Source organism: Nocardioides maradonensis (assembly GCF_054777115.1).
The window spans coordinates 87,881-103,663 of sequence record NZ_BAAHAZ010000013.1 but is presented as its reverse complement, the minus strand read 5'-3'; the positions used below and the strand labels follow the sequence as shown (position 1 = coordinate 103,663).

The following is a 15,783-nucleotide window of genomic DNA, read 5'->3' as shown; positions in this document are numbered from 1 at the left end:
CGGTGCGATTTTAGTCGAGTGACTAAACCGGACGGCCCCGCACGGATCCAGCTGCTCGACGCGGCCGAGCGGATCCTGGTGCGCGAGGGGCATGCGGGCGTCACGACGCGGCGCGTGGGTGCCGAGGCGGGCCTGAACCACGGCCTGATCCACTACTACTTCGGCAGCCTCGACGAGCTGTTCGTGCAGGTCTTCGAGCGGTTCACCGCCAACCTGCTGGAGCGCCAACGCGACCTCTACTCCAGCGGCCGACCGTTCATCGAGGTGTGGCGCGACGCGATGTCCTACCTCGACAAGGACGTGGCCGACGGCTACCAGAAGGTCTGGGGCGAGCTCTCCTCGCGTTCGCTCAACTCCCCCTCGCTCGCCCCGCGCGTCGCGGCGGCGTACGAGGCATGGCGGCAGGTCCTGCGCGACGGCTTCAGGCAGCCGTACGACGACCTCGGGATGGCCGAGCTCGGCCTCAGCCTGGAGAGCGTGGTGACCCTGGTGATCACCTTCAACGCCGGGCTCGGGATGGAACAGCTGGCGGGAGTCCGGACCGGACATGCCGAGCTCCTCGCCGATCTCGATCGATGGATGGAAGGACGAGCACGATGAAGGTGGACCGCACCATCGAACCCACCCGATCAGGCCGCTGCGAGCGTGGCGGCGTGGAGCTGGCGTGGGAGGTCTTCGGCGACGGCGCACGCACCGTCGTCCTGCTGCCCCCGTGGAACCTGCAGGACTCCCGGGTGTGGCGCCTGGTGATCGGGTGCCTCTGGCCCGGCTTCACGGTCCTCACCTTCGACCCGCCGGGCAACGGCCGGTCGTCGCCGTCCCCCGACCCTGCACGCCACACCCCGGCAGCGCTGACCGCCGACACCCTGGCCGTGATGGACGCGGCGGGCATCGACCGAGCGGTCGCGGTCGCCCACTCCCGCTCCTGCCAGGCGCTGCTCCTGCTCGCCGCACACCATGCGGATCGGATCGCCGGTGCCGCGTTCCTCGGCCCCTTCATCCCCTACACGCGATCGGTCCTGCGGCTCCTCACCAGCCCGGCCCTGCGGCCGGCGTTCGAGCGGCCCTCGGTCGTCCACTCTGGCTGGGCGCGGTTGAATGCGCCGTACATCCGCAGCCACCCGCGGGCCTTCAGCCGGTGGTTCATGCGCAAGGCGCTGTCCGCCCCGCACAGCGAGTGGATCATCGACACCGCCTGCGAGCGAGCGGCCGACGCCGATCTCGAGTCGATGATCGCAGCACTCCGCGCTCCGGTCCTGCGCAGCCGGAAGGTCCTCGACGGGCTCGCCCGCCAGGTGTCGGTGCCCGTGGTGGTGGTGACCGGCACCGAGGACGAGGTGACGCCGCACGCCGACGCCGTCTGGCTCGCGGACGCCACGCGCGGCGAGCTGGTGACGCTGCCCGGCGCCGACCACTGCCCGCACGGACGCAAGGTGGCGACGACGGCAGCCGCCATCCAGGCCCTCGCCGACCGCGTGCTGGTCGGGGCCGCTCCCGACGCGCCCCCACGGCCGACCGGGTCCGGGCGCCCGAAGATCCTGGTCGTCTGCTCCCCCATCGGCCTCGGCCACGCCCGCCGCGACATCGCGATCGTCAAGGAGCTGCGCCGCCAGCGACCTGACGTCGAGATCACCTGGCTCGCCCAGCATCCCGTCACGACGGTGCTCGAGGCCAACGACGAGCCCGTGCACCCCCCGAGCCGGCACCTGCTCAGCGAGTGCCGCCACTTCGAGCTCGAGTCCGTGGGTCACGAGCTGGACGTCTTCGGTGCGTTCCGCCGGGCCGACGACCTGATGGCCCGCAACTTCGCCGTGTTCCGCGAGGTCATGCGCGAGGAGCGCTTCGACCTGGTGATCGGCGACGAGGCCTGGGAGGTCGACCTGTTCCTGCACGAGAACCCCGGCGAGAAGCGCGCGCCCTTCGTCTGGATGACCGACTACGTCGGCCTGCTTCCCGTCGACGACGCGAGCGACCGCGAGCGCGCGATCATCGCCGACACGAATGCGCTGATGGTCGAGCAGTGCACGACCAACCCCGTCCGCGACGCCTCCCTGTTCATCGGCAACCCGTCCGACGCCCTCGACGTGCCCCTCGGCCCCGGGCTGCCCACCGTGCGCGCATTCGCCGAGAAGAACTTCACCTTCACCGGGTACGTCGGCACCCGCGCCTCGACCGCCGTCGAGCGCGACGAGGCCCGCAGCCGGGTCGGCGCTCGCCCCGACCAACCGCTGTGCGTGGTCGCCGTCGGCGGATCCGGGATCGGGAGCGCGCTGCTGGACCGGGCGGTGGCCGCACATCAGCTGGCGCGACGCACCGAACCCGACCTCCGCACGATGGTCGTCACCGGGCCGCGGCTCACCCTCGCGGACCCGGGCGAGAGCGGGCTCACCGTCGCCGGCTACGTCCCCGACCTCGACCACCTCCTCGCCGCGGCCGACATGGCGGTCGTGCAGGGCGGGCTGGCCACCGCGATGGAGCTGACGTCGAGTCGCACCCCGTTCGCCTACGTCCCGCTGCAGCGACACTTCGAGCAGAACCTGCACGTCCCGCACCGGCTCGACAACTACCGCTCCGGCATCCGGGTCGACTATCCCGACGCCGATCCCGAGCACCTCGCCGACCTGATCACCACCCACCTCGGTGCACGCTCCGACGCCCTGCCGATCGAACCCGACGGTCACGAGCGGGCCGCACGCGAGATCCTCCGGGTGCTCGACGCCCACGCCTGAGCGGGAGCTCCTCAGGTGAGGTTGGCGCAGGGGTTCATGCTGGCGGTCCGGCCTCCCGCCAGCACCGCCTTCGGCACGCCCGCGGCCCGGCGGTGGTGGTGCGGCGCCGTCCCCGCCACCGGCTGGTCGTTGCGCAGGGCGGCCCACAACCGGCGGGCGGCCGGCTCGACGATGGCGACCCGGTAGCCGTCGTACCGCCAGGGCACGGTGACGAAGTCGATGTCGGAGGGCTGCAGGTGCCGCAGACCCATGGCGAAGGACAGCAGCTTGAGCGGCGACCCGAGGCCGGAGTCGAAGGTCAGGTTGGCCGTGGCCGCGTCGACCAGCGGGAGCAGGTGGCTCGACGACAGGCCCTGCTTGCGGATGGTGTCGATCATCGACGACAGGAAGGCCTGCTGCCGCTTGATCCGGCCGATGTCGGACCCGTCGCCGAGCCCGTGCCGGATCCGGACGTAGTCGAGTGCCTTCGTCCCCTCGACCAGCTGCCGGCCCGCGTGGAACAGCAGCCGTCCGCGGGTGGTCATCTGCGGGCGCAGGTCGTCCTGGTAGACCGCGTTGGGCACGCACACCGGGACGCCGCCGACCGCGTCGGAGAGGGCGGCGAAGCCCGCGAAGTTGGCCACCACGGTGTGGTCGATGCGCAGGCCGGTCAGCTTCTCGACGGTGTTCTGGGTGCAGGCCGGGTTGCCGGCGACGGTGTCGCCGACGCTGAACGCCGAGTTGAACATGACGTCGTGCTGCGGCTGGGTCCACGTGCCGTCGGGCAGCCGGCACGACGGGATCGTCACCAGCGAGTCGCGCGGGATCGACACCGCCACCGCACGGTGGCTCCCCGAGAAGACGTGCACGAGGATCGTGGTGTCGGAACGCCCGATCGCGTCACCGCGACCACCGAGCACCCCGCTCTCCCCGGCCCGGGAGTCGGTGCCGATGAGCAGCACGTTCTCGCCGCTGGTCGGGTTCGGCCGGTGCGCGGAGACGCCCGCGGCGTCGAAGGTGTGGATCTTGCCGGCCATCGTGCGGTAGCCCCAGAACGCCGCCCCGCCCAGCAGCACGAGCAGCACCGTCAGCCCGATCAGGGTTGGGCGGACCCAGCGTCGCTGGCGCCGACGACGACGGCGGCCCGGCTTCGCAGCCGGCACCGGTGTCGCAGGCGGCAGGTCACTCATGTCAAGCAGGCTAGGCACGCCCACCTTGAGAGAAGATGAAGGGCGCGGCAGCGCGGCGCCGCCGGCGCCGGTTGCCGAGCCTGCGCGACGAGGCGACGGAGGGAGCGAGGAACGAGCGACCGAAGGACCGAGGAGCGCAGGTGAGGCAAGGCGCCGATCAGCGGCGACGCGCTCGCGCCGATGATCAGAACCTGTCGGGGTCCCCCGCGCCGCGGCGCACGACCTCGGGGGCGCCCTCGGACCAGTCGACGACCGTGGTCGGCTCGGGCTTGACCTCACCGGCCTCGACGACGATGTCGACCTCGTGGTCGAGGTCCTCCTTGATCTCCCAACCCATGGTCCGCGGCTCGGTCTCGCCGGGCAGGATCAGCGTCGAGGACAGCAGCGGCTCGCCGAGCTCCTCGAGCAGCGCCTGCACGAAGACGTGGTCCGGGATGCGTACGCCGACGGTGCGCTTCTTCGGGTGCAGCAGCCGCTTCGGCACCTCCGGCATCGCCGGCAGGATGAAGGTGTACGGACCGGGCGTGGCCGACCGGATCGCCCGGAACGCCGAGTTGTCGACGTGGACGAGCTGGCCGAGCTGGGAGAAGTCCCGGCACACCAGGGTGAAGTGGTGCTTGTCGTCGAGGCCACGGATCTTGAGGATCCGGTCACGGCCCTCGCGGTTGCCGATCCGGCAGCCGAGCGCGTAGCCGGAGTCGGTCGGGTACGCGATGAGCGCGTCGTCCTGCAGCGCCGCCACGATCTGCTGGAGCGCACGCGGCTGCGGGTTGTCCGGGTGGACGTCGAGATACCGGGCCATCTCAGCGACCGGCTGCCTTCAGGTCCTTGTGCAGCTCCTTCGGCAGCGAGAACGCGAGCGTCTCCTCCGCGGTCTGCACCGGCCGCGCGTCCGGGAAGCCACGCTCCGCCAGATAGCCCAGGACCTCCTGCACCAGGTGGTCGGGCACGGACGCACCCGAGGTGACCGACACCGACGCGACGCCGTCGAGCCAGGTCTCGTCCAGCTCGGTCACGTCGTCGATGCGGTACGACGACTTCGCGCCGGCCTCCAGCGCGACCTCGACCAGCCGCACCGAGTTCGAGGAGTTCGCCGAGCCCACCACGATGACCAGGTCGGCGGCAGCGCCGATCTCCTTGACCGCGACCTGGCGGTTCTGGGTGGCGTAGCAGATGTCGTCGGACGGCGGGTCCTCGAGCTGCGGGAACTTGGCGCGGAGGCGGCGTACGGTCTCCATCGTCTCGTCGACCGACAGGGTGGTCTGGGAGAGCCAGGCGAGCTTGGCGTCGTCGGGGAACTCGAGCTTGTCGACGTCGTCGGGGTGCTCGACGAGCACGGTCTGGTCGGGCGCCTCACCGGCGGTGCCCTCGACCTCCTCGTGACCGGCGTGGCCGATCAGCAGGATGGTGTAGCCCTCGCGCGCGAAGCGGACCGCCTCGCGGTGCACCTTGGTGACCAGCGGGCAGGTCGCGTCGATGGTCTTGAGCGAGCGCTCCTCGGCCTGGCGGTGGACCGCCGGCGAGACGCCGTGGGCGGAGAAGACGACGGTCTCTCCCTCGGGCACCTCGTCGAGCTCCTCGACGAAGATCGCACCGCGCGACTCGAGGTTGGCCACGACGTGCTTGTTGTGCACGATCTGCTTGCGCACGTAGACGGGGGCGCCGTACAGGTCCAGGGCCTGCTCCACGGTCACCACGGCCCGGTCGACGCCGGCGCAGTAGCCCCGCGGGTCGGCGAGCAGCACCTGCCGCTCGGACTCGTCGATCAGGCGCGGGGTGCCGAGGTCGATGCTCATGGCTCCAGTCTAGGTGGGGCAGAGGCGGCCCCGAAAAAGCACGAAGGCCCGCCCCCGCATGAGCGGGAACGGGCCTTCGACGCTTGCGAGCGGAGCTCAGGCCTCCTCGGAGGTCTCCTCCGTGGCAGTCTCCTCGGCCTCGGCCACGGGGGCCTCGTCCGCGAGGACCTCCTCGGCCGGAGCCTCGGTGGTGACGTCGGCCTCGACCTCGGCGGTCTCCTCGACCGGAGCCTCCTCGACCGGAGCGGCGGCAGCCGGCTCGGCCTTCCTCTCGGTCTTGGCGGCCTTGGCCGGGGCCGGGGTGAAGGCCTCGGTCACGAGCTCGATGACGGCCATCGGGGCGTTGTCACCCTGACGGTTGCCGATCTTGGTGATCCGGGTGTAGCCGCCGGGACGCTCCGCGACGAGGGGCGCGATCTCGGTGAACAGGGTGTGCACGACACCCTTGTCCCGGATGTCCTTGAGGACCTCGCGGCGCTGGTGCAGCGGGTTCTCGCCGGCGTGGGCCTTCTTGGCCTTGGTCACCAGCTTCTCGGCGTACGGCCGCAGCATGCGGGCCTTGGCCTCGGTGGTGGTGATCCGGCCGTGCTCGAAGAGCGCGGTGGCCAGGTTCGACAGGATGAGCCGCTGGTGGGCGGCCGAGCCGCCGAGGCGGTAACCCTTCTTGGGCTTGGGCATTGTTCTCTCTCTATCTCCGAAGCCGTGTCAGGTACTTCGGTAGTGGTCCGGCCGTGTCAGGTACCGGAGGTTGGAACTGCGTGTGTCGTGCCGCCAAGCGATCTGGCCCCGAGACCAACTCGACCGCGAGGCCGGCAGCGTGGCGCCGCCGATGCCGAGGCCGGGTTCTTACTGGAGCGTCAGCGACGGGAAGAACCCGGCGAGCGCATCGATCAGCGGCGACACGCTCGGCCCATCAATCAGAAGGACTCGTCCTCGAGGGCCGACTCGTCGTCCTCGTCGTCGTAGTCGTCGCCGTACGCCGCGAGCGCAGCGGTCGGGTCGAAGCCGGGCGCGCTGTCCTTGAGGGACAGACCCATCTCGACCAGCTTGGCCTTGACCTCGTCGATCGACTTGGCACCGAAGTTGCGGATGTCCAGCAGGTCCTGCTCCGAGCGGCTGATGAGCTCACCCACGGTGTGGATGCCCTCGCGCTTGAGGCAGTTGTAGGACCGGACGGTCAGCTGCAGGTCCTCGACCGGGAGGGCGAGGTCGGCGGCGAGCTGCTCGTCGACGGGCGACGGGCCGATGTCGATGCCCTCGGCCTCGACGTTGAGCTCACGGGCCAGGCCGAAGAGCTCGACCAGGGTCTTTCCGGCCGACGCGATGGCGTCGCGGGGCAGGATCGACGGCTTGGTCTCGACGTCGATGACGAGCTTGTCGAAGTCGGTGCGCTGCTCGACACGGGTGGCCTCGACCTTGTAGCTGACCTTCAGCACGGGGCTGTAGATCGAGTCGACGGGCATCCGGCCGATCTCGTTGTCGGCACCCTTGTTCTGGACGGCGGAGACGTAGCCACGGCCACGCTCGACGACGAGCTCCATCTCGAGCTTGCCGTTGTCGCCCAGGGTGGCGATCTTCAGGTCGGGGTTGTGCACCTCGACGCCGGCCGGCGGCGCGATGTCCGCGGCGGTGACGTCACCGGCACCCGACTTGCGCAGGTACATCGTGACGGGCTCGTCGTGCTCGGAGGAGACGACCAGGCCCTTGAGGTTCAGGATGATCTCGGTGACGTCCTCCTTGACGCCCTCGATCGTCGAGAACTCGTGGAGGACGCTGTCGATCTTGATGCTCGTGACGGCAGCACCGGGGATCGAGGACAGCAGGGTGCGCCGGAGCGAGTTGCCCAGCGTGTAGCCGAAGCCCGGCTCCAGCGGCTCGATGACGAAGCGCGAGCGGAACTGGTCGACGGTCTCTTCCGACAGGGTGGGGCGCTGTGCGATGAGCACTGTTTCTTTTCCTTTCCGGGCCGACCGCTATATGAGGACCCAGACTGTTTTTCGAGGTTGGAGAAGAACGTGGGTGCCGCACTGGGGACTCAGCCACGGACCCGGGGGTCTGGGGGCGGAGCCCCCAGTGGGGGCACTCGGGGGCGGAGCCCCCGAGCGATTACTTCTTGGAGTAGTACTCCACGATGAACTGCTCCTGGATGGGCAGGTCGATCTGCTCACGCACGGGGCGCTGGTGCACCAGGATCCGCATGCGGTTGGGGTACACCTGCAGCCAGGCCGGCACGATCCGCTCGCCGTGGGTCTCGCGAGCCACGATGAACGGGGTCGTCTCGAGCGACTTCGGGCGGACATCGATGATGTCGTACTGGCTCACCTGGTACGACGGGATGTCGACCTTCTTGCCGTTGACCAGGAAGTGTCCGTGGGACACGAGCTGGCGGGCGTGGCGGCGGGTGCGCGCGAAGCCGGCACGGTAGACCACGTTGTCGAGACGGCACTCGAGCAGCTGGAGCAGGTTGTCGCCGGTCTTGCCCTGGCGACGAGCGGCCTCCACGTAGTACTTGTGGAACTGCTTCTCGAGGACGCCGTAGGTGTAGCGCGCCTTCTGCTTCTCCTGCAGCTGGTTGCGGAACTCGCTCTCCTTGATCCGCGCGCGGCCGTGCTGGCCGGGCGGGTAGGGGCGCTTCTCGAAGGCGGAGTCGCCTCCGATGAGGTCGACGCCGAGACGGCGCGACTTCTTGGTCAGGGGTCCGGTGTAACGGGCCATTGGTCAGTCTCCTTCGCGAGTCTCAGACGCGGCGACGCTTGGGCGGGCGGCAGCCGTTGTGCGGGGCGGGGGTCACGTCCTGGATGGTGCCGACCTCGAGGCCGATCGCACCCAGCGAGCGGATCGCCGTCTCGCGACCCGAACCCGGGCCCTTGACGAAGACGTCGATCTTCTTCATGCCGTGCTCCATCGCCCGACGACCGGCGGCCTCAGCGGCCATCTGCGCGGCGTACGGCGTGGACTTGCGGGAGCCCTTGAAGCCGACGGTGCCGGCGGAGGCCCACGAGATCACCGCACCGGTCGGGTCGGTGATCGTGACGATGGTGTTGTTGAACGTGCTCTTGATGTGGGCCTCGCCCTGAGCGACGTTCTTCTTCTCCTTGCGGCGGATCTTCTTAGCGGCCGCGCGAACCTTGGGAGGCACTCAGATCACTTCGCCTTCTTCTTGCCGGCAACGGTGCGCTTCGGACCCTTGCGGGTGCGAGCGTTGGTCTTGGTGCGCTGACCGCGGACCGGGAGGCCCATGCGGTGGCGACGACCCTGGTAGGAGCCGATCTCGATCTTGCGGCGGATGTCGGCCTGGACCTCGCGACGGAGGTCACCCTCGATCTTGAAGTTGGCTTCGATCTCGTCGCGGAGCTTGACCAGCTCCTCGTCGCCCAGCTCGTGGACGCGGAGATCCGGGTTGACCCCGGTGGCGGCCAGCAGCTGCTGGGCGCGGGTACGGCCGATGCCGTAGATGTAGGTGAGAGCGACCTCGATGCGCTTGTCGCGCGGGAGGTCAACACCAACGAGGCGTGCCATGAATGGCTGTCCCTTCGGTACACGGTGGTCTGGTCACGATGCGTTCCGGGACATCTGGTCCCAGCTCCGGCCATCCGTTCCGGAGGTGATCGGTGGGCTCGTGTGCCCACCTAGCGATCGCGTTGTCGTCGTATTCAGTTGTACGGCGCTGGGCTCAGCCCTGGCGCTGCTTGTGGCGCGGGTTCTCGCAGATCACCATGACGCGGCCGTGGCGACGGATCACCTTGCACTTGTCACAGATCGGCTTCACGCTCGGGTTGACCTTCATGAGTCAGCCCTTTCTCCTAGTGGCGTCAAGCGAGCCGGAGGGCTCACTTGTAGCGGTAGACGATCCGTCCGCGGGACAGGTCGTAGGGCGAGAGCTCCACCACCACGCGGTCCTCGGGGAGGATCCGGATGTAGTGCTGGCGCATCTTTCCGCTGATGTGAGCGAGGACCTTGTGGCCGTTGCTCAGCTCCACGCGGAACATGGCGTTCGGGAGGGCCTCCACGACGGAGCCCTCCATCTCGATGACGCCTTCTTTCTTCGCCATGCCGTCCTTCGGGTTGGGGTTGTCTACCGGTGGTCCGGGAACCTCTCCCCGCCGCAGCAGGGAGTGGACCTCGTCGGGTCCTTGCACCACCGCAAGAACCCACGTTGGACCGACACGCCAGTCTACGAGTGCTCTTGACAGAATGCCGAATCGGCGCTGCGGTTCAGTCCGCGAGGAGGCGCACGGTGGTCTCCCGGGCCTCCGCCCGGCGGGTGTCGGTGCCGGTCAGGGCACCCGAGACGGGGTTCACCATCACCTCGTCGACGCCGTACGTCGCCGCGAGCGACTCGATCTCCTGCCGAGCCGACTCGGGGTCGCCGATGACCCAGCGGCGGCTCATCGCGTCGACCAGTCCCTGGCGTGTGGCGTCCAGGCCCGCCTCGACCTGGTCCTCGGCGTCCTCGACCAAGAGCTGCGGCCCGAGCGGGCGACCGGTGCGCAGCGCCGCCATCTGGAGCAGCTGCGGCAGGGCGAGCCGGTGGGCCTGCTCGGCGGTGGTGGCGACCGAGGCGTTGACGGTGAGGAAGGTCCTCGGCTCGTGGAGCTCGGGCGACGGGCGGAACGTGGAGCGGTAGAGCTCGAGTGCCTCCGCCGTACCGCTGCCGGAGAAGTGGTGCGCGAAGACGTAGGGCATGCCCTTCTCCGCGGCCAGCCGCGCGGAGTAGTCCGAGGAGCCGAGCAACCAGATCTCGGGCACCGACGCCGCGGCGGGCGTGGCGCGCAGGGTGTGGGTGCGGTCGCGCAGGGACAGCCCGACGCCGGCCGGCTCCATCATGGCGAGCACGTTGTCGACGTACTCGGGGAAGCGGGTGACGGCCTCGTCGTCCACTCCCCCGGCACCGTGCCGCAGCGCCCAGCTGGTGACCGGGTCGGTGCCGGGCGCGCGGCCGATGCCGAGGTCGATGCGGCCGGGGAAGGCCGCCTCGAGGAGTGCGAACTGCTCGGCGACGACGAGCGGGGCGTGGTTGGGCAGCATCACGCCGCCGGATCCGACGCGGATCCGCTCGGTCCGGGCGGCGAGGAGCGAGATGAGGACCGGCGGGTTGGTCGCCGCGACCGCGGGCATGTTGTGGTGCTCGGCCACCCAGTAGCGCCGGTAGCCGAGCTCGTCCGCCGTCCGCGCCAGCCGGACCGAGGCGGCGACGGCGTCACCGGTGGTCTGGTCGGCGCGGACGGGGACGAGGTCGAGGACGGAGAGCGCAAGGGTCACCTCGACCCAAGTCCGGAGACCGGCTCCGCATTCCCGGCTCTCCGGGCCGCGAGGACCGCCGGGACGCACGTCCCCGCAGCCAGGCAGGTCAGGCTCCGGGCGAAGGCCACGTCGATGCCGTGCGCGGCGGCGCCGAAGAACACCAGCCCGATCAGGGCCACCCCGATGGAGTTGCCGAGCTGCTGGACCGTCGACAGGGTCCCGCTGACGGTGGCCGCGTGGACCGGCGGAACCGCGCCCATCACCGAGCCGACGAGCGAGCTGAGGCAGATCCCCATCCCGGCGCCCGCGACGACCAGACCCGGCACCAGGGCGAGGACGCTGCCGCCGTTGCCCTCCACCTCGACCGCCGCGAGGAGCAGCAGGTGGCCGAGGGTGAACAGCACGGCGCCGCCGGCGACCGTGCGAGTGCCGTGGCGGGCGACCAGGGCGTTCGCACGCCGGGTCCCGACCATGTAGGCCAGCGCCACCGGGGTGAAGACCACGCCGGAGGCCAGCGGGCTGAGACCGCGACCGACCTGGAGGTAGAGCGCGAGCACCAGGAAGTACGACGCCATCCCGCAGAACAGCAGGAGCTGACCGGCCAGTCCGCGGCGGACCGCCGGGGACGCGAAGGCGGCCGGGTCGAACAGCGGCGTACCGCCGCGCCGGACGACGCTCGCGGACCAGCGCGCGAAGGCCACCGCGATGACCGCGCCGGCCGCGAGGCTGGCCCAGGTCCACAGCGGCCACCCGAGCCGACGCCCCTCGAGCAGCGGCAGGATGACGGCCGTCGTGGCTGCGGTGACCATGAGCAGGCCCGGTACGTCGACGCGGGCGCTGCGGTCCGCGGGGATCCGCGGCAGCACGCGCGGGACGGCGACCAGCACGAGCAGCCCGAGCGGGACGTTGACGAGGAAGACCGAGCGCCAGGCGAGGCCCGCGGGGTCGGCCTGGATGAGCAGGCCGCCGACGAGCTGGCCGCCGGCCGCGGCGATGCCCATCACCGTCGAGTAGGTGCCGAGCGCCCGCAGCCGAGCCGGCCCCTGGTAGATGTCACCGATCAGCGCGAGCACCATCGGCGCCAGCATTGCGGCGCCGACGCCTTGCGCCACCCGCGCCGCCACGAGCACGCCGATGGTGGGGGCGGCGCCGCAGAGCGCGGAGGCGACGACGAAGACGAGCACGCCGGCGGCGTACGTACGACGGCGGCCCCAGCGCTCGCCGAGGCGGCTGGCCGCCATCAGCAGGGCGCCGAAGCTGAGCCCGTAGCCCGCGACCACCCACTCCAGGCCGCTCTCGCCGGCATGGAGGTCGGTCTGCAGCTGGGGCAGGGCGACGTTGACGATGAAGAAGTCGAGGACGACGAGGAAGGTGCCGCCGAGGAGGACGGCCAAGGGCAGAGGGCTGGGCCCGGCGGGCGCCACCGCGGGACGGTGGTCGAGGATGTCTGTCGTGGTCATGGCACTGTTCTCCGGCCTCCCGTAACGGGAGGGTCAAGCCCGTTGACCCTCCCCCTCCGGGAGGGTGTTGGCTGGAGCCATGACGGAGCTGCTCAGCATCGGGGACTTCTCGCGGATGACCTTCCTGTCGGTCAAGGCGCTGCGGCACTACCACGACGTGGGCCTGCTGGCGCCGGCCCGCGTCGACGACCACAGCGGCTACCGCTACTACGGCACCGACCAGGTCGCGCAGGCGCAGCTGATCCGGCGGCTGCGGTCCCTGGACATGCCGGTCGACGAGGTCCGGACGGTGCTCACCGCGCCCGACCAGAGCACCCTCAACGACACCGTTGCCGCGCACCTGGAGCGGATGAGCCGGCAGCTGCGCGAGACCCAGGAGACCGTCGACTCGCTGCGCCGGCTGCTCACCTCACCCTCACCCGCGCAGGTGGAGTACCGGGACGAGCCCGCCACGACCGTGCTCGCGATCCGGGAGACCGTGCGGGCCGCCGAGTGGGTCGCGTGGTGGATGGGCGCGTTCGCCGAGCTGCACGGCACCCTCATCTCCTCGGGCCTCACCCGCACCGGCCCCGACGGGGCGCTCTTCCCCACCGAGGCCTTCACCGACGAGGTCGGCGAGCTCGTCGCCTTCGTCCCGGTCGACGCCGGCGGCTTCCGGCCCACCGGCCGGATCGAGGTCACCGAGCTGCCCGCGGCGCGCCTCGCCGTGACCCGGTACGACGGCCCGATGGTCGACCTCGACCAGGCGTACAGCGCGGTCGGGCTGTGGGTGGCCGAGCAGGCCCGCACCGCGGGCGGCCCGGTCCGCGAGCGCTACCACCCCACCGGTGACCCGACCGACCTGCTCGCCCACGTCACCGACGTCTGCTGGCCCGTCCCCTGACGCCTCTGACTCCGCGAGTTCTGGATTCTGGTCGACCGAATCGAGGGTTTCGGTCGACCAGAGTCCTGAACTCGCGGGTCAGGTGTCGGCGGTGGCGCTGCGGCGGACCAGGATCAGGCCGGAGATGAAGGCGACGACGCAGAGCGCGCCGAGCATGGCGAGGTCGAAGGCGTAGTGGCTGCCGCCGGACAGGGCGATCCAGTCCTGGTGGCTCCGCTCGTCCTGGCCGCGGACGAGGTTGATGGCAGAGGCGGAGGCGGCGTACGCCCAGCGTGACGGGGACAGCCACGCGACCTGCTCGAGGACGGGGCGGCCGGCGATCTCGAACAGCGCGCCGGACAGCACCAGCTGCAGCATGATGATGCCGACCAGCGACGGCATCGTCTGCTCGTTGCTGGTGACCACCGCCGAGAGCGCGAGTCCCACGACCGACATCGTGAACGCGAGCGCGGCGATCGCCAGGGCCACCCGGACCGCTCCTGCCGCGCCGTCCGGGGGCGGCAGGCCGACGGTGGCGATGAACGTGACGACGAGGCCCTGCACGAAGGCGGCCGTGCCGAGGACGAGCACCTTGCTGGTGAAGTAGACGCCGGGCGAGAGGCCGACGGCGTACTCCCGCCGGAAGATCGGTCGCTCCCCCACCAGCTCCCGGATCGCGATCGCGGCGCCCATCAGGCAGGCCGCGACGATGAGCACGGTGAGGCGTTGGGTCGCCTCGGTGGCGACGTACAGCGCATGGACGGTGTGGCCGTCGGGACCGCGGCACTGGCCGTGCGCGATCCGCTTCAGGCCGTCGGCGCACCTCAGCGAGCGCCACAGCGACAGGCCGGCGTGCCCGGGGACGAGACGGCTCAGCCCGCCCAGGATCAGCGGCAGGAGCAGCAGCATCCCGAGCAGCAGCCGGTCGGCCATCACGACGGCGACGTTGCGCGAGACCAGGGTGGTGAGCTGGCGACCGACCGACTGCCGGTGCGGAGCCGGTACGCCGGATCCCTGCCGGGCCGTCACCGGAGCGGGAGCCTGCTGCGGCCGCTCGGGGATCCGGCTCCAGAGGTCGGGCGCGTCGAGGAGGTCGAAGACCTCGGGGTAGCTGGATCGCCCGAAGTGCGCCAGGACGCCGGACGGCGGTCCGAAGTAGGCGATCCTCCCGCCCGGGGCGAGCACCATGACGTTGTCGCACAGGTCGAGTGCCAGCACCGAGTGCGTGACGACCACGACCACGCGGCCGTCGTCGGCGAGGGTGCGCAGCTGGCGCATCACCTCGAGGTCGAGGCCGGGGTCCAGCCCCGAGGTCGGCTCGTCGAGGAACAGCAGCGGCGGCGCGGTGAGCAGCTCGGTCGCGATGGAGACCCGCTTGCGCTGTCCCCCGGAGAGCTGGGTGCCGATCCGGTTGTCGAGCCGCTCGGTCAGCTGCAGCTGGTGGGCGACCTGCTGCACCCGGTGCGCGCGCTCCTGCGCAGTGGTGTCAGGCGGCAGGCGGAGCTGGGCGGCGTACCCGAGGCCCTGCTTGACCTTCAGCTGGGGATGCAGGATGTCCTGCTGCGGCACCAGGCCGATCTGGAACCGGAGCTGGTCGTAGCTCGCGTAGAGGTCGTGGCCCTGCCACACGACGCGGCCGTGCGAGGCGGGTCGGAGGCCGGTGAGGGCGCCGAGCAAGGTCGACTTGCCCGCTCCGGACGGGCCGATCACGGCGGTCAGGGTCGACGGCGCGAGCTGGAAGCTGACGTTGTCGATGAGCTTCTTGCCGCCGGCCACCACCTGGGTGAGCGCGTCGGCGTACAGGGTGAACTCGTGGGTCGTCGCCGAGGCGACCAGCTCGCGCCCGTCCCAGTGGAAGCTCTGGTTGCCGAGCGTCACCTCGACGCCCGGCGGCAGGTGCGCAGCGCCATGGATCCGGCGGCCCGCGACGAAGACGCCGTTGAAGCTGCCGAGGTCGTGGATCACCGCGGGGCTGTTCGGCGAGCCGAGGTCGAGGCGGGCGTGCCGACGGCTGACCAGCGGGTCGTCGAGCACGATGTCGTTGCCCGCCTCGCGGCCGATGGTCAGGCTGCGGCCGGCCTGCTGGTGCTGCGGGCGCACGATCGAGTGGCCGTGCGGGACGTGGCCCGGCGGCAGGACCGCGACGGGTCGGGACACGTCCGGCGGGCCCGGCGCCGAAGCGGGGGGCGGAGCCGCGGGGGCCGCCACCGGGTTCGGTACGACGACCGCCACGACCACCGGCTCCCCCGCCGGGTCGCCGAGGTTCAGCGTGACCGGCTGCACGCCGATGTTGACCCGGGTGATCCGCTGTCCGGCGACGTACGTGCCGTTGCTGCTGGCATCGGTGAGCACCCACCCCGAGGGCTCGCGCTGCAGGTACACGTGGTGCCGTGACGCGCGGCCGTCGGAGACGAGGACGTCGCAGTCGGACTCCCGGCCGACGACGACGCGCGGTCCGTCGAAGGTGCGGGCGGAGCCTGCCCATCGCACCTGCAGTCGGTCCACGGATCCCCCTCGCCCGGC

At 70.9% G+C, this 15,783-nt stretch carries 16 protein-coding genes; 3 read left to right on the top strand and 13 right to left on the bottom strand.

The genetic code is table 11. The features are described 5' to 3' along the window. Positions 1-18 precede the first annotated feature (18 nt). Both ACYVAQ_RS16510 and ACYVAQ_RS16505 read left to right on the top strand, forming a co-directional pair. Positions 19-600 (top strand): TetR/AcrR family transcriptional regulator, encoded by a 582-nt coding sequence (locus ACYVAQ_RS16510; RefSeq protein ID WP_460791504.1) that lies wholly within the window; start codon positions 19-21, stop codon positions 598-600. Next, positions 597-2,729: an alpha/beta fold hydrolase gene (locus tag ACYVAQ_RS16505; RefSeq protein WP_460791503.1), complete on the top strand. Its 2,133-nt coding sequence runs from the start codon at positions 597-599 to the stop codon at positions 2,727-2,729. Before ACYVAQ_RS16510 ends, ACYVAQ_RS16505 begins: the two co-directional genes overlap by 4 nt. An 11-nt stretch (positions 2,730-2,740) precedes the next feature. Here ACYVAQ_RS16505 and ACYVAQ_RS16500 read toward each other — a convergent pair whose 3' ends face one another. The 12 genes from ACYVAQ_RS16500 to ACYVAQ_RS16445 form a co-directional block, all read right to left on the bottom strand. Next, positions 2,741-3,898, bottom strand: a complete 1,158-nt coding sequence (locus ACYVAQ_RS16500; protein ID WP_460791502.1) for an LCP family protein — start codon at positions 3,896-3,898, stop codon at positions 2,741-2,743. Between the two features lie 184 nt (positions 3,899-4,082). Then, the gene (locus tag ACYVAQ_RS16495) at positions 4,083-4,700 is read right to left on the bottom strand and encodes an L-threonylcarbamoyladenylate synthase (protein WP_460791501.1); all 618 of its coding nucleotides are present in this window, start codon (positions 4,698-4,700) and stop codon (positions 4,083-4,085) included. 1 nt (position 4,701) lies between these two features. Then, positions 4,702-5,694, bottom strand: coding sequence for a 4-hydroxy-3-methylbut-2-enyl diphosphate reductase (locus ACYVAQ_RS16490; protein WP_460791500.1), 993 nt, complete (start codon positions 5,692-5,694; stop codon positions 4,702-4,704). A 96-nt stretch (positions 5,695-5,790) separates the two neighbouring features. Beyond that, positions 5,791-6,372 carry a 50S ribosomal protein L17 gene (gene rplQ / locus ACYVAQ_RS16485; RefSeq protein WP_460791499.1) on the bottom strand — a complete coding sequence of 194 codons (582 nt, stop codon included), beginning with the start codon at positions 6,370-6,372 and terminating at the stop codon, positions 5,791-5,793. 239 nt (positions 6,373-6,611) lie between these two features. Then, entirely contained in the window at positions 6,612-7,640 is a 1,029-nt protein-coding gene (locus ACYVAQ_RS16480) for a DNA-directed RNA polymerase subunit alpha (RefSeq protein WP_460791498.1), read from the bottom strand. Between the two features lie 160 nt (positions 7,641-7,800). Then, positions 7,801-8,409 (bottom strand): 30S ribosomal protein S4, encoded by a 609-nt coding sequence (rpsD, locus tag ACYVAQ_RS16475; RefSeq protein ID WP_460791497.1) that lies wholly within the window; start codon positions 8,407-8,409, stop codon positions 7,801-7,803. Between the two features lie 22 nt (positions 8,410-8,431). After that, on the bottom strand, positions 8,432-8,833 hold the full coding sequence (rpsK, locus tag ACYVAQ_RS16470; RefSeq protein WP_460791496.1) for a 30S ribosomal protein S11: 402 nt from the start codon (positions 8,831-8,833) through the stop codon (positions 8,432-8,434). 5 nt (positions 8,834-8,838) lie between these two features. Then, positions 8,839-9,213: a 30S ribosomal protein S13 gene (rpsM, locus tag ACYVAQ_RS16465; RefSeq protein WP_344772110.1), complete on the bottom strand. Its 375-nt coding sequence runs from the start codon at positions 9,211-9,213 to the stop codon at positions 8,839-8,841. Between the two features lie 154 nt (positions 9,214-9,367). Next, positions 9,368-9,481 (bottom strand): 50S ribosomal protein L36, encoded by a 114-nt coding sequence (gene rpmJ, locus ACYVAQ_RS16460; protein ID WP_004008316.1) that lies wholly within the window; start codon positions 9,479-9,481, stop codon positions 9,368-9,370. Between the two features lie 43 nt (positions 9,482-9,524). After that, positions 9,525-9,746 (bottom strand): translation initiation factor IF-1, encoded by a 222-nt coding sequence (infA, locus tag ACYVAQ_RS16455; RefSeq protein WP_028656368.1) that lies wholly within the window; start codon positions 9,744-9,746, stop codon positions 9,525-9,527. Between the two features lie 163 nt (positions 9,747-9,909). Further along, positions 9,910-10,956 (bottom strand): LLM class flavin-dependent oxidoreductase, encoded by a 1,047-nt coding sequence (locus ACYVAQ_RS16450; protein ID WP_460791495.1) that lies wholly within the window; start codon positions 10,954-10,956, stop codon positions 9,910-9,912. Further along, positions 10,953-12,398, bottom strand: a complete 1,446-nt coding sequence (locus tag ACYVAQ_RS16445) for an MFS transporter (RefSeq protein ID WP_460791494.1) — start codon at positions 12,396-12,398, stop codon at positions 10,953-10,955. Before ACYVAQ_RS16445 ends, ACYVAQ_RS16450 begins: the two co-directional genes overlap by 4 nt. Before the next feature lie 79 nt (positions 12,399-12,477). On the opposite strand from ACYVAQ_RS16445, the gene ACYVAQ_RS16440 reads away from it, so the two are divergent. Further along, positions 12,478-13,281 carry a MerR family transcriptional regulator gene (locus tag ACYVAQ_RS16440; RefSeq protein ID WP_460791493.1) on the top strand — a complete coding sequence of 268 codons (804 nt, stop codon included), beginning with the start codon at positions 12,478-12,480 and terminating at the stop codon, positions 13,279-13,281. Positions 13,282-13,359: 78 nt separating this feature from the next. On the opposite strand, the gene ACYVAQ_RS16435 is transcribed toward ACYVAQ_RS16440, so the two are convergent. Then, positions 13,360-15,765 carry an ATP-binding cassette domain-containing protein gene (locus ACYVAQ_RS16435; RefSeq protein ID WP_460791492.1) on the bottom strand — a complete coding sequence of 802 codons (2,406 nt, stop codon included), beginning with the start codon at positions 15,763-15,765 and terminating at the stop codon, positions 13,360-13,362. Positions 15,766-15,783: the final 18 nt, after the last annotated feature.

What these genes read in the sequence shown, in the direction of transcription:
- ACYVAQ_RS16505 (WP_460791503.1), top strand. Translation starts at nt 597, where the DNA reads ATGAAGGTGGACCGCACCATCGAACCCACCCGATCAGGCCGCTGCGAG.
- ACYVAQ_RS16500 (WP_460791502.1), bottom strand. Translation starts at nt 3,898, where the DNA reads ATGAGTGACCTGCCGCCTGCGACACCGGTGCCGGCTGCGAAGCCGGGC.
- ACYVAQ_RS16495 (WP_460791501.1), bottom strand. Translation starts at nt 4,700, where the DNA reads ATGGCCCGGTATCTCGACGTCCACCCGGACAACCCGCAGCCGCGTGCG.
- ACYVAQ_RS16490 (WP_460791500.1), bottom strand. Translation starts at nt 5,694, where the DNA reads ATGAGCATCGACCTCGGCACCCCGCGCCTGATCGACGAGTCCGAGCGG.
- rplQ (WP_460791499.1), bottom strand. Translation starts at nt 6,372, where the DNA reads ATGCCCAAGCCCAAGAAGGGTTACCGCCTCGGCGGCTCGGCCGCCCAC.
- rpsD (WP_460791497.1), bottom strand. Translation starts at nt 8,409, where the DNA reads ATGGCCCGTTACACCGGACCCCTGACCAAGAAGTCGCGCCGTCTCGGC.
- rpsM (WP_344772110.1), bottom strand. Translation starts at nt 9,213, where the DNA reads ATGGCACGCCTCGTTGGTGTTGACCTCCCGCGCGACAAGCGCATCGAG.
- rpmJ (WP_004008316.1), bottom strand. Translation starts at nt 9,481, where the DNA reads ATGAAGGTCAACCCGAGCGTGAAGCCGATCTGTGACAAGTGCAAGGTG.
- infA (WP_028656368.1), bottom strand. Translation starts at nt 9,746, where the DNA reads ATGGCGAAGAAAGAAGGCGTCATCGAGATGGAGGGCTCCGTCGTGGAG.
- ACYVAQ_RS16445 (WP_460791494.1), bottom strand. Translation starts at nt 12,398, where the DNA reads ATGACCACGACAGACATCCTCGACCACCGTCCCGCGGTGGCGCCCGCC.
- ACYVAQ_RS16440 (WP_460791493.1), top strand. Translation starts at nt 12,478, where the DNA reads ATGACGGAGCTGCTCAGCATCGGGGACTTCTCGCGGATGACCTTCCTG.